This is a genomic window from Kitasatospora sp. NPDC059973 (assembly GCF_042737525.1).
Classification (GTDB): Bacteria; Actinomycetota; Actinomycetes; order Streptomycetales; family Streptomycetaceae; genus Kitasatospora.
The window spans coordinates 24,862-39,954 of sequence record NZ_JBHWUI010000078.1 but is presented as its reverse complement, the minus strand read 5'-3'; the positions used below and the strand labels follow the sequence as shown (position 1 = coordinate 39,954).

Sequence of the window (15,093 nt, the reverse complement as noted above, 5' to 3'; positions counted from 1 at the left end):
GGGCCCGCGCCGCGGCCCGGGGGGGGTCGGGCCCCCGGGTGCCCCCGGTTGGCCCGGGTGGTTGGGGGGGGGGGCGGGGGCGCCCCCCGCCCCACCCCCGGCGGTTCAGCTCACCTGAAGGTCCAGTGCTGGTTGGCGCCGCCGTGGGAGTCCCAGATCTGGACGGGGGTGCCGTTGGCGGTCTGGTTGCCGGGGGTCTCCAGGGCCCGGCCGCTGGCGACATTGGTGAGGGTGTAGGAGCCGTCGCCGTTCCGGGTGGCCTTCCAGTGCTGGTTGGCGCCGCCGTTGGGGTCCCAGACCGCCACCCTCGTCCCGTTGCCCGTCCGGTCGGCCGGCTCGTCCAGGGCCCGGCCGCTGGCGACGTTGGTGAGGGTGTAGGAGCCGTCGCCGTTCTGGGAGGCGCGCCACTGCTGGTTGGTGGCGCCGCTGGCGTCCCACACCTGGAGCGGGGTGCCGTTGCCGTTCTGTCCGGCGGGCTGGTCGAGAACGCGTCCGGCGGCCACGTCGGAGAGGGTGTAGACGGCGCCGGGGGTGATGCCTCCGGTCGGCGTGCCGCCGCCGGCTCCGCCCAGCGCGGTGAGCACCGCGCTGTAGGCGGCCTTCTTGTTGCCGCTGTTGTCGAACAGCAGCGGGTTCTCGCCGGTGCGCCAGGAGTCGCTGTCGCGGATGCCCCACACCGTGATGCCGGTGCAGCGAGTGGTGTCGAGGCAGGCCTTGACGGCGTTGGCGTACGCGCCGGCGGACGCCTGGGCGATGTCGAGCTCGGTGATCTGGACGTCCACGCCGAGCGCGGCGAAGCTGGACAGGGTGGTCTGGAAACTGGCCGGCGGGCCGCCGGCGCCGAAGTGGCTCTGGAAGCCGACGCAGTCGATGGGCACGCCGCGGGCCTTGAAGTCCTTGACCATGCTGTAGACGCCCTGGGTCTTGGCGTCCGTCCAGTTGTCGATGCTGTAGTCGTTGTAGCAGAGCTTGGCCGAGGGGTCGACGCTCCGAGCGGTGCGGAAGGCCTCCTCGATGAAGCCGTTGCCCAGCACGCTCTGGAACACGGAGTCGCGGTGCTGCCCGCTGCCGCCGTCCGCGAAGGCCTCGTTGACCACGTCCCAGGCGTAGATCTTGCCCTTGTAGTGGTTCATCTCCTGGGTGATGTGGTTGTTCATCACGCTGCGCAGGGTGTTGGCGTCGCCGATGGACTTGACCCAGTCGGGCAGTTGGGAGTGCCAGACCAGGGTGTGGCCGCGCATGCGCTGGCCGTGCGCGGAGGCGTGGTTGACGATCGAGTCGGCGGGGGCGAAGTTGAACGACCCGCGGGCGGGCTCGATGGCGTCCCACTTCATCTCGTTCTCCGGGGTGACCATGGTGAATTCCCGGTCGAGAACGGTGGTGTACGTCGAGTCGCCGAGCTTGCTCGCGGGCACTGCCGTGCCGAAGTAGCGGCCGCTGCCGGCCGCTGCCGTACCCAGCGTGGTCGCCCCGGCGGCATGCGCCGCGGGGCTCGCGGTGACGGCCGTGGCTGAGCCGGCGACCAGGCACGCGGCCGCCGTCAGGACCGTGCGGAGACGGGGTTTCTGCTTGATCCATGGCATGACGGAGCGTTCTCCTTGTGGGTGGGGGATGCCGTGCGCCGCTCGCTAGCCGACGTCTCGTCCTGACGCCTGTGCGAGCGCGCACTCGGCCGGACCCTTCCCCTGCCGCGCAGGGTGGGTGGTGTGCGTTCGGGACGTGGCGCCTGGTCCCGTGCAAGGGCCGTGCTGTCGGTGGACGCGCAGCTCACAGGTTGCCGGGGTCCGGCCGAAGGGCGATCGGCCTGGCCGCCCGGGGTCTGTTAGCGCTAACAATTGACCCGAGAGGTACCCGTCCTGCCTGACGTGTTCAGGCTAATGTTCAACAGGCGGCGCGCGTTGTCAATGCTTCGCGCAGCGGCGGTCCGTCGGCCCACGCCGTAGGAGACGCTCGGCCGGATGGTGTTGACGTATCGTCATGCTCCAGTTGCCGCCCGCGCCGTCGGGGATGGCGACGAGGGTCCGGGCGTCGGGGTGGGGCGCACCGGTGTTCCAGGTCGAGCTGGTCTTCTCCGGCGGGCTTCGCGGTCACCTCCCACGCGTCGGAGCCGCCGACCGGGACGTTGGGGTTGTCGCGGTCGTTCCACGGGGTACCGGCGGAGGGGGTCGCGGCGCGGCCGCCGCCGGTGGAGGAGGCCGGCGTGATGGGGGAGCGGCCGCTGCTCCGGTAGCCCTCGTCGGCCGTGATCTCGGGGTGCATGGTGCCCGAGGGTGCGCGCGCTCCGGTGGAGCGCGGCGGGAGTCCGTGCGGGCGAGGTGGGCGCTCCCGGGTCGAAGGCTGGGAGTGCTGCGGGTGAGAGCCGGGTCAAGGGGTTCCCTTCGTCGCTGAACTGACACTCCATCAGCTGTGGCCGACGGGCTGGTCAAGATTGGGTAACGAGGCGTGACGGCCTTGCCGATGCCAATTGTGAGCGTTAACAATCTCTCACGAGCGAAACGGTGCCGACGCGTCACGTTCACGTCGGCGGTGCCGTCCGCGCGATCGACAACCCCGAGAGGAAGTCCCACCATGTCCAAGAGAGCTGCGGCGGCCCTGGTCGCCGGTTCGATGGTCATCGTCCTCACCGCATGCGGTTCCGGCGGCGGTGGAGGCTCGGCCGACAAGGGTGCCGGCCGCAAGCTCGTCGTGGGCTTCTCGCAGGTCGGCGCGGAGAGCGGCTGGCGCACCGCGAACACCAAGTCGGTCCAGGAGTCCGCGAAGAAGGCGGGCATCGAGCTGAAGTTCTCCGACGCGCAGCAGAAGCAGGAGAACCAGATCAAGGCGATCCGCTCGTTCATCCAGCAGAAGGTGGATGTGATCGCCTTCTCGCCGGTGGTGGAGTCGGGTTGGGACACCGTGCTGAAGGAGGCGAAGGACTCCGGGATCCCGGTGATCCTCACCGACCGGGCGGTGGACTCCAAGGACGACTCGCTCTACGTCTCCTTTCTCGGCTCGGACTTCGTCGAGGAGGGCAGGAAGGCCGGCGAGTGGCTGGTGAAGGAGTACCAGGGCAGGTCCGACGAGGTGAACATCGTCGAGCTGCAGGGCACCACGGGTTCGGCGCCGGCCAACGACCGCAAGTCGGGCTTCGGTGACGTGATCAAGGCGGACGCGAAGTTCAAGGTGGCGGCCTCGCAGACCGGTGACTTCACCCGGGCGAAGGGCAAGGAGGTCATGCAGGCCTTCCTGAAGGCCCAGCCGAAGATCGACGTGCTGTACGCGCACAACGACGACATGGCCCTCGGTGCGATCCAGGCGATCGAGGAGGCCGGCAGGAAGCCGGGCGCCGACATCAAGATCATCTCGGTGGACGGGGTCAAGGACGCCTTCACCGCGATGAGCCAGGGCAAGATCAACCTCGATGTGGAGTGCAACCCGCTCCTCGGTGACCAGCTGATGGACCTGGTGAAGAAGGTCAAGGCCGGCGAACAGGTGCCGAAGCGGATCAAGACGCAGGAGGGCGTCTTCACCCAGGACCAGGCCGCTGCCGCGCTGCCGACCCGCCAGTACTGAACGGCTCCGGCCCGCCCGGGGAGCCTCTCCTCGGGCGGGCCGGGCCGCACGAGGAGAGGAGAACCGGCGTGCGTCAGCAACCGGTCCTGGAAGTGCGGGGGATCCGCAAGGAGTTCCCCGGGGTGGTGGCGCTGGACGGGGTCGACTTCCGGCTGTTCCCCGGCGAGGTGCACGCCCTGATGGGGGAGAACGGCGCCGGCAAGTCCACGCTGATCAAGGTGCTGACCGGGGTGCACCCGGCGGACGGCGGCGACGTGGTGCTGGCCGGGCAGCGGGTGCGGATCGCCGGTCCGCTGCAGGCCCAGCAGGCGGGCATCAGCACCGTCTACCAGGAGGTGAACCTCTGCCCGAACCTGTCGGTCGCGGAGAACATCTTCATCGGTCGGGAGCCGCGCCGCCTCGGCCTGATCGACTGGGCCGAAATGCGCCGCCGGGCCGCCGAGCTGGTCCGTACGCTGGAGCTGGACCTCGACGTCGGCGCGCCGCTGGCCGGCTGCTCCATCGCCGTCCAGCAACTGGTCGCCATCGTCCGCGCGGTGGGCGTCTGCGCCAAGGTGCTGATCCTGGACGAGCCGACCTCCAGCCTGGACCGTGACGAGGTCGGCCAACTCTTCACCGTGCTGAGGCGGTTGCGCGACCAGGGGGTCGCCATCCTGTTCGTCTCGCACTTCCTCGACCAGATCTACGAGATCTGCGACCGGATGACCGTGCTGCGCAACGGCCGGCTCGAGGGCGAGTACCTGACCAGCGAGCTCAACCAGGTCGAACTGGTCTCCCGGATGATCGGCGCCGAGCTCGCCGGGCTCGACCAACTCGCCGGCGGCAAGCGGCGCGGACGCTCAGTGCCGGCCAGCGACCGGGCCTTCCTGCGGACCGAGGGCCTGGCCCGGCGGGGCGCCGTCGAACCGTACGACCTCGCCCTTCGTCCCGGTGAAGTGGTCGGTCTGGCAGGCCTGTTGGGATCCGGCCGGACCGAGGCCGCCCGACTGCTGTTCGGCGCCGACCACAAGGACCGCGGCACCGTGCGGATCAACGGCACCGAGACGGACCTGCGCGGCCCGCGCGACGCGATCGCCCACGGCATCGCGTTCTGCTCGGAGAACCGCAAGACCGAGGGCCTGGTCGGCGAGCTGACCGTCCGGGAGAACATCGTGCTGGCGCTACAGGCGGCCCGCGGCTGGGCCCGTCCGCTGTCGCGCACCACGCAGGACGAGTTGGCGCTGCGCTGGATCCGCGCCCTGGACATCCGCCCGGGCGACCCGGAGGCGCTGGTCCGCAACCTCAGCGGCGGGAACCAGCAGAAGGTGCTGCTGGCCCGCTGGCTGATCACCGACCCCAAGCTGCTGATCCTGGACGAGCCCACCCGCGGCATCGACATCGGCGCCAAGGCCGAGATCCAGAAGCTGGTCGCGAACCTCGCCGAGAAGGGCATGGCGGTGCTGTTCATCTCCGCCGAACTGGAGGAGGTGCTGCGGCTCAGCCATCGCGTCGGCGTGCTGCGCGACCGCCGGATGGTCGCCCAACTCGACAACGACGGCGGGCTCACCCCGGAGCGCGTCCTGGCCACCATCGCGAGCGGAGCGGAACAATGACCACGGCGCCGACCACCCCGAGGATGAGGGCGGTGACCCGGCACCGGCTGTTCTGGCCGGCCGCGGTGCTGGCGGTGCTGCTGACCGCCAACCTCGCCTTCACCTCGGACTTCTTCGCCCTCCACCTCAAGGGCGGTCATCTGTACGGCAGTACGATCGACATCCTGCACTTCGGAGCGCCGCTCATCCTGGTGTCGCTCGGCATGACCCTGGTGATCGCCACCGGTGGGATCGACCTCTCGGTCGGTTCCACCGTCGCCATCGCCGGCGCGCTGGCCTGCCTGCACATCAGCGAGGCCACCGACCCGGGGAGCCTTGGCACGGTGCTCGGCGCGGTCGCCATCGCGCTCGGTACGGCGGTACTGCTGGGCATCGCGAACGGGGTGCTGGTGGCCCGGGTCGGGGTGCAGCCGATCATCGCCACCCTGATCCTGATGGTCGCGGGCCGCGGCGTCGCCCAGCTGATCACCGACGGCCAGATCATCACGATCACCAGCGAGCCGTACAAGCTGATCGGCGGCGGCTACTGGCTGGCGATGCCGTTCGCGATCCTGCTCAGCGGACTCGTCGCGCTGCTCACCGCGCTGCTCACCCGATCCACCGCGCTCGGCCTGCTGCTGGAGTCGGTCGGCGGCAATCCCGTGGCCAGCCGGCTGGTCGGGATCCGGGCGACGCGCCTGGTCGCACTGGTGTACGTGTTCAGTGCGCTGTGCGCGGCGGTCGCCGGACTGATGGTCTCCTCGAACGTCTCGGCGGCGGACGGCAACAACGCCGGGCTGTGGATCGAACTCGACGCCATCCTCGCGGTGGTGATCGGCGGGACCTCGCTCAACGGCGGCCGGTTCTCGATCGGCGGCACCGTCCTCGGCGCGCTGATCATCCAGACCCTCGCCACCACCGTCTACACCATGGGCATCCCGCCGGAGACCACGCTGGTCTTCAAGGCCTTCGTGGTGATCACGGTCTGCCTGGTCCAGTCGCCGAACTTCCGTGCCGGCCTCGTCCGGCACGGCGCCGGTCGCCGGAGCGGCGTCCGGCCGAGTCCCGCCGCCGCCATGACCGACCGGGAGGCCGGCGCGTGAACGCCAACACCCTGCTGACCAGGGTCCGCGAGCAGATCCCGCTGCTGGTCACCTCTGTCGCGCTGGTGTCGATGTTCACCGTCGGCTCGGTGCGGTACGACGGGTTCTTCTCCGGGCAGGTGCTGCTCAACCTGCTGATCGACAACGCCTTCCTGCTCGTGGTCGCGATCGGGATGACCTTCGTCGTGCTGACCGGTGGCATCGACCTGTCGGTCGGTGCGGTGGTGGCGCTGTCCACCATGGTCTCCGCCTGGCTGGTGGAGCGGCACGGCTGGCCGCCGCTGGTGGTCATCCCGCTGGTGCTGCTGATGGGCACGGCCGGCGGTTGGGTGATGGGGTGGGTGATCCACGTCTTCGAGATCCAGCCCTTCATCGTGACGCTGGCGGGCATGTTCCTGGCCCGCGGCCTGTGCTACACGATCGGCATCGAGTCGATCTCCATCACGGATCCGTCGTACACCGCGATGGCGCAGACCCGGATCCCGCTCGGCGACCTGTTCGTCTCGCCGAGTGTGGTGATCGCACTGCTGGTGCTGGCAGCCGGGTTCGTCGTGCTGCACTACACCCGGCTCGGGCGGAACGTGTACGCGCTCGGCGGCAGCGAGCAGTCCGCTCTGCTGATGGGTCTGCCGGTGCGGCGGACCAAGATCACCGTGTACGCGGTCAGTGGCTTCTGCTCGGCGCTCGGCGGTGTGCTGCTCACCTTCTACATGCTCTCCGGGTACGGCCTGCACGCGGTCGGGCTGGAACTGGACGCGATAGCCGCCGTGGTGATCGGCGGCACCCTGCTCACCGGCGGCTCCGGCTACCTGCTGGGCACCGTGCTGGGTGTGCTGGTGCTGGGCCTGATCCAGACCGTCATCAGCTTCCAGGGCACCCTCAGCTCATGGTGGACCAGGATCGTGATCGGCGGGCTGCTGTTCTTCTTCATCGTCCTCCAGCGCCTGAACCCCGTCCGTCGTCGGTAGAACACCGCGCCGCCCCGGCCGGCCCGCCCCGGCCGTGCCGGGGTGCGTACCGGACCGCGGCCATCGGCCGAGGTGGCCACCGGGGGGGCGCCGGGTCGTGCGGCTCGCACGACCCGGCTTCGTCGTGGCCGGGGTCAGCGGGCCCGGAGGAGGTGTTCGAGGGCCAGCTGGTCCAGCTGCTCGAAGGCCATGCCGCGCCGCGCGGCGGCGTCGACGTCGTACTCCTCGAAGGCGGAGCGGTCCGCCAGCAGGCCGGCCAGACCGTCCTGGGCGGTGGGGAGGGCGAGTTCGGGCAACCGGGACGCGGCGAGCGCGGCCTGCACCTCCGGGTCGGCCCGGAAGGCGCGGGAGCGCTCGGCCAGCAGCAGGTAGTTGCGCATGCAACCGGCCGCCGAGGCCCAGACGCCGTCGAAGTCCTCGGTGCGCGGCGGCTTGAAGTCGAAATGGCGCGGGCCGTCGTAGCCGGCCGACTCCAGCAGGTCGACCAGCCAGAAGGCCTGCCGGAGGTCGCCCGCGCCGAAGCGCAGGTCCTGGTCGTACTTGATGCCGGACTGGCCGTTGAGGTCGATGTGGAACAGCTTGCCGTGCCACAGGGCCTGGGCGATTCCGTGCGGGAAGTTGAGCCCGGCCATCTGCTCGTGGCCCACCTCCGGGTTGACGCCGACCCGTTCGGGGCGCTCCAACTCGTTGATGAACGCCAGGGCGTGGCCGACCGTGGGCAGCAGGATGTCGCCGCGCGGCTCGTTGGGCTTGGGCTCGATCGCGAACCGCAGGTCGTAGCCCTGCTGCTCGACGTACTCGCCCAGCAGGTCGAAGGCCTCCTTCAGCCGGTCCAGCGCGGTGCGCACGTCCTTGGCCGCGCCGGACTCCGCGCCCTCGCGACCGCCCCAGGCGACGTAGACCGAGGCGCCGAGCTCCGCGGCCAGGTCGATGTTGCGGATCGTCTTGCGCAGCGCGTAGCGCCGCACGCCGCGGTCGTTGGCGGTGAAGGCACCGTCCTTGAAGACGGGGTGCGTGAACAGATTGGTGGTCACCATCGGGACCTTCAGTCCGGCGGCGTCCAGCGCGGCGCGGAAGCGCTTGACGGTCTCCTCACGGGTGGCGTCGTCCGCGCCGAAGGGGATCAGGTCGTCGTCGTGGAAGGTGACGCCGTAGGCGCCGAGTCCGGCCAGCCGCCGCACGGTCTCGACCGGGTCGAGGGCGGGGCGGGTCGCGTCGCCGAAGGGGTCGCGACCCTGCCAGCCGACGGTCCACAGGCCGAAGGTGAACTTGTGCGCGGGGGCGGGGGCGAGCGGGTCGCTGGACATGGCGCGGCTCCGGATCGGTGCGGAGGGGGTGTTTGTCAGGGCTCTCAACAAATTAGTATGCCGGGGCGTCAGAAGGAACCCCCATCGGAGGAACGCATGGCTGAGCAGCGTGTCGTGATCGGCGTCGACAGCTCCACCCAGTCCACCAAGGCCCTCGCCGTCGACATCGACACGGGCACGGTCCTGGGCGAGGGTCGAGCCCCGCACACCGTCAGCGAGGGAGCCGGCCGGGAGAGCGATGCCGAGCAGTGGTGGCGGGCCCTCGACGAGGCGGTCTCGGGGACGGGCTGGGCCGGCCGCGCGTCCGCCGTCTCGATCGCCGGCCAGCAGCACGGCCTGGTCACCCTCGACGCGGCCGGCGCACCGGTCCGCCCGGTGCTGCTGTGGAACGACGTCCGGTCCGCCCCCCAGGCCGCCGCGCTGCGAGCCGGGATCGGCCCGGCGGAGATCGTCCGGCGCACCGGCAGCCTGCCGACCGCCGCCTTCACCGCTCCCAAGTGGGCCTGGCTGCGCGCCAACGAGCCGGCCGCGGCCGACCGTGTCGCGGCCGTCCGCCTCCCGCACGACTTCCTGACCGAGCGGCTGACCGGGGAGGCGGTGACCGACCGCGGCGACGCGTCGGGGACCGGCTGGTGGGGGCCGGACGGCTACGACGAGGACGTCCTCGACCGCATCGGCCTCGACCCGGCCCTGCTGCCGCAGGTCCTCGTGCCGGGCGCACCGGCCGGCCTGGTCCGCCCCGGGACGGCGCTGCGCGAGGGGGCCCTGGTGGCCGCCGGAACCGGCGACAACATGGCCGCCGCCCTCGGGCTGGGACTGCGGCCCGGCCAGCCCGTGCTCAGCCTCGGCACCTCCGGGACGGTCTACGCCGTCGGCCGGAAGAGGCCGCTGGACGCGAGCGGGACGGTCGCGGGCTTCGCCGACGCCCTCGGCGGCTGGCTGCCGCTCGCCTGCACGCTCAACTGCACCCTCGCCGTCGACCGCGTCGCCGGCCTCCTCGGACGCGGGCGCGAGGAGGTCGAGGACGGCGGCACCGTGGTGGTGCTGCCCTACCTGGACGGCGAGCGCACACCGGACCTGCCCGGCGCGTCCGGCCTGGTCCACGGACTCCGTCACGACACCACCCCGGGGGAGGTGCTCCAAGCCGCCTACGACGGCGCCGCCCACGCCCTGCTCACCGCCCTGGACGAGGTGCTGCGCGCGGGCGGCGAGGAGCCGGCGGGCGACGAGCCGCTGCTGCTGATCGGGGGCGGCGCCCGGGGCCGCGCCTGGCAGCGGACCGTCCTGCGGCTCTCGGGCCGGGCCGTGCGGGTACCCGCCGCGCGGGAACTGGTCGCACTCGGCGCGGCCGCCCAAGCCGCCGCCCTGCTCACCGGCGAGCCCGCCGACGCGGTGGCCCGCCGCTGGCGCACCGCCGACGGCCCGGTGCTGGAGCCCGTGGCACGGGACGCGGACGCACTCGAACGGATCAGCGGTACCCTGCGTCGGGCCGGGGCCTTGCAGGGAGCCCCGGCCGAGGACCGGTAGGAGGGGCCCGCGCGTGGGAGTGGTCGGCAGAACGGGTCACGGCCGGGGCTCCGGGCCCGCTTCGCAACAGGACATGCGACGGCGCAACCTCTCCGTGGTCCTCGGCGCGGTCGCCGCGCACAACCCGCTCAGCCGCCCGCTGTCCCGCGCGGATGTCGCCGCACGCGTCGGCCTGACCAGGGCGGCCGTCTCCTCGCTGGTCGACGAACTGATCGGCCGGGGTGCGCTGACCGAGACGGAGACCGCCCCCGACGGACGGGTCGGCCGCCCCGGACGCGCGCTGTCGGTGAGCGACCGGGGCCCCGCCGGCCTCGGTCTGGAGATCGGCGTCATGCACCTCGGCGCGTGCGTCGTGGACCTGCGCGGAGAACCCCGGGTGTGGCGCCGGGTCGAACGGTCGAACGCCCGCCGGCCGGTCGGGCAGGTGCTGGCGGAGGTCGCCGCGCTGGCCGCCGACGCGGAGGCCGAGGCCCGCGACCTCGGCCTCCGCGTCGAGGGCCGGGTCCTGGCCGTGCCCGGGGTGGTGCCGAACGAACCCGTCGGACAGGTCGATCGCGCGCCCAACCTCGGCTGGCACACCGTCCGCGTCGCCGACCACTGGCCCGATCCGGACACCGCGCCCGAGCCGGAGAACGAGGCCAACCTCGGGGCTCTGGCCGAGTACTGGAACGCCGAGCAGGCCGCGGAGACCTTCGTGCACGTCTCCGCGGACGCCGGGATCGGCGCCGCCCTGGTCATCGACGGGCAGGTGTTCCGCGGCGCCCGCGGCTTCGCCGGCGAACTCGGCCACATCCCCGTGCACCCGGAGGGCCTCCGGTGCGTCTGCGGCGCGCGCGGCTGCCTGGAGCAGTACGCGGGCCAGGCGGCCGTGCTGCGAGAGGCCGGTCTCGCCCAGCACGACCCGGGTCCGGCCGGACCCGCGGCGGCCGGCGACCCGGTCGCCCTGCTGGCCGAGCGGGCCGGTGCCGGGCACCCGCCGACCCTGGCGGCCCTGGACCGCGCCGGCCGTGCCCTCGGCCTCGCCCTCACCTCCGCCGTCGACCTCATCGACCCGGACGGCCTCGTCCTCGGCGGCACCTACGCCGAACTGGCCGCGTGGCTGCTGCCGTCCGTCCGTGCCGAACTCACCGACCGGGTCACCGTCCGGCCCTGGCCCCCGGAGGCGCTGCGCTCGTCCGCCCTGGGGCGTCGCGGACCCGTGCTGGGCGCGGCGCAGACCACGATCCGCCGGATCATGGCGGACCCGACCCTGCTGTCCGTCGGCTGACGGCCCGGGGAGCGTCCCGGGGCCGTCACCGGGTCAGCCGTGCTCGACCACGACCCTCGCGTGCCCGGCCGGGGTCGTGACCTTGGGCTTCTTGGTGGGCAGCGAGAGCCGGAAGACCTTGTGCCACGCGGAGAACACCTGCTCGGGCAGCGGCCCGGTGACGTACTCCAGCTCGTACTTCTCGAACAGCGCGCGCACCTTCACCGCGACCTCGGCGTACCGGTTGCTCGGCAGGTCCGGGAACAGGTGGTGCTCGATCTGGTGCGACAGGTTGCCGGTCATGAAGTGCATGGCCCTGCTGCCGCTGATGTTCGCCGAGCCCATCATCTGGCGCAGGTACCACTGGCCGCGTGTCTCGCCCTTGATCGACCGGCGCTCGAAGACCTGTACGCCCTCGGGGAAGTGCCCGCACATGATCACCGAGTGCGACCAGATGTTGCGGACCAGGTTCGCGGTGAACGTGGCGGCGAGCGTGGTGAGGAACGACGGGCCTGACAGCAGGGGGTGGATCACGTAGTCCTTGAGCACCTGCTTGCGGATCTTGCGGCCCACGGCCTTGGCCCGCGCGCGGAACTCCGGGTCCTTGCGGCGGCGCTTGTGCAGGTTCTTGCCGAGCTCCAGGTCGTACGCCGCGATGCCGTACTCGAAGAAGCAGGCGTTGAGGAAGTTCCACAGCGGCTGGCCGAGGTGGGCCGGGTGCCACGTCTGGTCCTCGTCGACGCGCATGATGCCGTAGCCGAGGTCGTTGTCCTTGCCGATCACGTTGGTGTACGTGTGGTGCAACTCGTTGTGCGAGTGCTTCCACTGCTCGGCCGGCGAGACGTGATCCCACTCCCAGGTGGTGGAGTGGATCTTCGGGTCCCGCATCCAGTCCCACTGGCCGTGCAGGACGTTGTGGCCGATCTCCATGTTGTCCATGATCTTCGCCACGGACAGGCCGGCGGTGCCGAGCAGCCACGCGGGCGGGAAGACCGAGAACAGCAGCACGCCCCTGCTGGCCAGCTCGAGCTTGCGCTGCGCCGAGATGACCTTGCGGATGTAGGCGGCGTCCTTCTCGCCGCGGTCGGCGATCACCTCGTCGCGGATCGCGTCCAGCTCGCGGCCGAGCTCCTCGATCTGCTGCGCGGTCAGGTGGACGGTGGGGTCGATGGCGGTCAAGGTGCGTCTACCGTTCGATGTCGCAGGGGCCCGCCGCGGCGGACACGCAGGTCTGGATGAGGACGCCCGGCTCGGCCTCGGTGATCTCGCCGGTGCGCAGGTCGCGGACGGCGCCCGCCTTGAGCGGCGTGACGCAGCCGAAGCAGATGCCCATGCGGCACCCGGAGGGCATGAGCACGCCGGCCTCCTCGCCGATGTCCAGCAACGGCGTGGCGCCGTCCGCGTCGACCGTCGTGCCGGTGGCGCTGAACGTGACCTCGCCGCCGTCGCCGGCCACGACGATGCGGGGTCGGAAGCGTTCGGTGCGCAGGCGCTCCCGGACGCCGTGCTCGCTCCAGTGCTCCTCCGCGGCGTCGAGCAGGCCCGCGGGCCCGCAGGCCCAGGTCTCGCGCTCGGCCCAGTCGGGCACGAGTTCGCCGAGGCGGGCGAGGTCGAGCTTGCCGTCCGTGGCGCTGTGCACCTCGGCGAGGCGCAGCTTCTCGTCCGCGACCAGGCCGTGCAGCTCGTCGCGGAAGATCACGTCCTGGGGCCGCGGCGCACAGTGGACCATGACGACGTCATCCAACTCGATGTCGCGCAGCATGCCCATCACGGGCGTGATGCCACTGCCGGCCGTCAGGTAGAGCACCTTGGCGGGCTTGGCGTGCGGCAGCACGAAGTCACCGGTCGGCTGGTCGAGCTGGACCAGCGTGCCCGGTGTCGCCCTGCGGACCAGGTGCTTGCTGACCTTGCCGTCCGGGATCGCCTTCACGGTGATCGTGATCCGGCCGTCCTGGCGGTCCGTCGGCGAGGTGATGGAGTAGGCGCGCCACAGGCGCCTCCCGTCGACGTCGACCCCGATCCGCACGTACTGACCGGCCGCGTGGCCGCGCCAGCCCCGCCCCGGCCTGATCACGACGGTCGCGGCGTCACCCGTCTCGGGGTGCACGGCCTCGATGCGCCCGCGCAGGTCGGCGCCCGCACGCAGCGGGCTGACCAGGTCGAGGTAGTCCGACGGCAGCAGCGGCGTCGTGACCATCTCCAGCAGTTTCCACGCCCTCTTGCGGAGGGCTGCACTCGTCATGACTCCAGCTTGCTGCGCCTCAGGGTGTAAAGTCCTGACCGTAGGACGTGAATCTGGTCGACCGAATTGTTCGCAGGGAACAAAAGCGTGAGTCAAGCAATCCGGAGGGCCAGCGAGCTGGTCCTGGATGAGACGACGGTCACCGCGCTTCGGGCCGCGCTGAGGGCCACCGCCGACGAGGTCGTCCAGGCGATCATCGACGAGGTCCCTCCCTACGCGAACGCCCTTTCGGGCCGCATGGGCGGCACCATCCGCCGAGCCGTCCGCACCGCCCTGGGCCACTACCTGGACCTCGCGAGCGGGAATGCCACGGGCGGCGACGCCGGTGACGCAGCCTACGAGCTGGGCCGCGGCGAGGTGCGCGACGGCCGATCGATGGACGCCCTGCTCAGCGCCTACCGCGTCGGCGCCCGCGTGGCCTGGCGATGTCTGGCAGCGGGTGCCGTACCCGTCGGCCTGCCCGCCGCCGAGGTCGCCAAGTTCGCCGAGCTGACCTTCGCCTACATCGACGAGCTCTCCGCCGCGAGCGCCGCGGGCCACGCCGACGAACTGGCGGCTCGGGGCAGGGCCCGCGAGCGCCACCTGGAACACCTGGCCCGCGACCTCCTCGCCGACGCGAGCCCGGACGTGCTGCTGGCCGCTGTTCAACGGGCCGGGTGGCACCCTCCGACGTCGCTGACCGCGGTCCTGCTGCCCGCGGCCCAGGCCCGGCCTGCCTACCGCGCGCTCGACCCGGGCACCCTCGTCCTCGATGATCTGCCGGACGCCACCGGTGTGCTGCTCGTTCCCGATGCCGATCGAGCGCATCTCCTGCGGCAGCTGGCCGACCGCACCGCCGTGGTCGGCCCGGCCCGGCCGTGGACTCGTGCGTGCGCCTCGTACGCGCGAGCCGTACGCGCGCGCTCCCTCTCCTCCGACATCCGCGACACTGAGGCCCACCTGCCCGAGCTGGTGCTGAGCGCCGACATGGACGCGTTCTCAGACCTGCGTGCCCGCGCGCTCGCACCGTTGCGGACCTTGCCCGTCGCGACCGCGCGGCGGCTGGAGGAGACGCTGCGAGCCTGGCTGCTGCACCAGGGCAGGCGGGACGAGGTGGCGGCGGCGCTGTTCGTCCATCCCCAGACAGTCCGGTACCGGATGTCGCAGCTGCGGGAGCTGTTCCCGGATCTCGCATCGCCGTACCGGGTCCTTGAACTCACCCTGGCGGTGGGTCTTCGGCCGGCTGACGCGCACTCCGGGCGTCCACGACCGCGTCCGCGCGCGGGCCAGGAATCAGAAGCGATTCCCAGGCCGAAGGCCGGGCCACGTCTTCCCAGGTGAGGTGCGTGGCCGGCCGCGTGCGGTGCCCAGTGCGGACCCCTGAGTCCGTACCGTCTCCGGCACCGGCGACGACGGGAACGGCACGTACACCGCCGCTCCGGGCGCCGGTGCGCCCGCTCCGACGGACCCCGGCGAGCCGACCCCGCCCGGCTCTCCACGGGCCCTCACCCCAGTCCGTGGTCCCTGCCGCCGGGAGCGGGGATCGTCGCGCGACCGGCCCGGCCGGTGGCGCGGCCCGTCGGCGGCGGCCCGTCGGC

Annotated in this window: 9 protein-coding genes and 2 pseudogenes; 7 read left to right on the top strand and 4 right to left on the bottom strand. The window is 71.9% G+C overall.

Features of this window, described 5'->3' with window-relative positions:
• Positions 1–113: 113 nt before the first annotated feature.
• Positions 114–1,583, bottom strand: a pseudogene (locus ACFWA9_RS21820) (endo-1,4-beta-xylanase); the annotation flags it as partial.
• A 985-nt stretch (positions 1,584–2,568) separates the two neighbouring features.
• Here ACFWA9_RS21820 and ACFWA9_RS21815 point away from each other — a divergent pair.
• The 4 genes from ACFWA9_RS21815 (at position 2,569) to yjfF (ending at position 7,194) form a co-directional block, all read left to right on the top strand.
• Positions 2,569–3,552: an ABC transporter substrate-binding protein gene (locus ACFWA9_RS21815; RefSeq protein WP_380389060.1), complete on the top strand. Its 984-nt coding sequence runs from the start codon at positions 2,569–2,571 to the stop codon at positions 3,550–3,552.
• Between the two features lie 68 nt (positions 3,553–3,620).
• Complete coding sequence (locus tag ACFWA9_RS21810; protein ID WP_380389058.1) at positions 3,621–5,144, top strand: sugar ABC transporter ATP-binding protein; 1,524 nt, start codon at positions 3,621–3,623, stop codon at positions 5,142–5,144.
• Complete coding sequence (locus tag ACFWA9_RS21805; protein WP_380389057.1) at positions 5,141–6,226, top strand: ABC transporter permease; 1,086 nt, start codon at positions 5,141–5,143, stop codon at positions 6,224–6,226. The genes ACFWA9_RS21810 and ACFWA9_RS21805 overlap by 4 nt, the downstream gene beginning before the upstream one ends.
• A complete protein-coding gene (gene yjfF / locus ACFWA9_RS21800) occupies positions 6,223–7,194 on the top strand; it encodes a galactofuranose ABC transporter, permease protein YjfF (protein WP_380389055.1) in 972 nt (323 codons plus the stop codon). The genes ACFWA9_RS21805 and yjfF overlap by 4 nt, the downstream gene beginning before the upstream one ends.
• Before the next feature lie 134 nt (positions 7,195–7,328).
• Here the strand turns inward: yjfF and xylA are convergent, their stop codons facing one another.
• On the bottom strand, positions 7,329–8,501 hold the full coding sequence (gene xylA / locus ACFWA9_RS21795; RefSeq protein WP_380389053.1) for a xylose isomerase: 1,173 nt from the start codon (positions 8,499–8,501) through the stop codon (positions 7,329–7,331).
• Between the two features lie 96 nt (positions 8,502–8,597).
• Between xylA and xylB the strand changes: the two genes are divergently transcribed.
• Both xylB and ACFWA9_RS21785 read left to right on the top strand, forming a co-directional pair.
• Positions 8,598–10,028: a xylulokinase gene (gene xylB, locus ACFWA9_RS21790; RefSeq protein WP_380389051.1), complete on the top strand. Its 1,431-nt coding sequence runs from the start codon at positions 8,598–8,600 to the stop codon at positions 10,026–10,028.
• A gap of 73 nt (positions 10,029–10,101) precedes the next feature.
• Positions 10,102–11,295 (top strand): ROK family protein, encoded by a 1,194-nt coding sequence (locus tag ACFWA9_RS21785; protein ID WP_380389049.1) that lies wholly within the window; start codon positions 10,102–10,104, stop codon positions 11,293–11,295.
• Between the two features lie 33 nt (positions 11,296–11,328).
• On the opposite strand, the gene ACFWA9_RS21780 is transcribed toward ACFWA9_RS21785, so the two are convergent.
• Positions 11,329–12,453, bottom strand: a complete 1,125-nt coding sequence (locus tag ACFWA9_RS21780; RefSeq protein ID WP_380389047.1) for a fatty acid desaturase family protein — start codon at positions 12,451–12,453, stop codon at positions 11,329–11,331.
• A 7-nt stretch (positions 12,454–12,460) separates the two neighbouring features.
• The gene (locus ACFWA9_RS21775) at positions 12,461–13,471 is read right to left on the bottom strand and encodes a ferredoxin reductase (RefSeq protein WP_380389064.1); all 1,011 of its coding nucleotides are present in this window, start codon (positions 13,469–13,471) and stop codon (positions 12,461–12,463) included.
• Between the two features lie 132 nt (positions 13,472–13,603).
• Between ACFWA9_RS21775 and ACFWA9_RS21770 the strand changes: the two are divergent.
• A pseudogene (locus ACFWA9_RS21770) lies at positions 13,604–14,734 on the top strand (PucR family transcriptional regulator); the annotation flags it as partial.
• Positions 14,735–15,093: the final 359 nt, after the last annotated feature.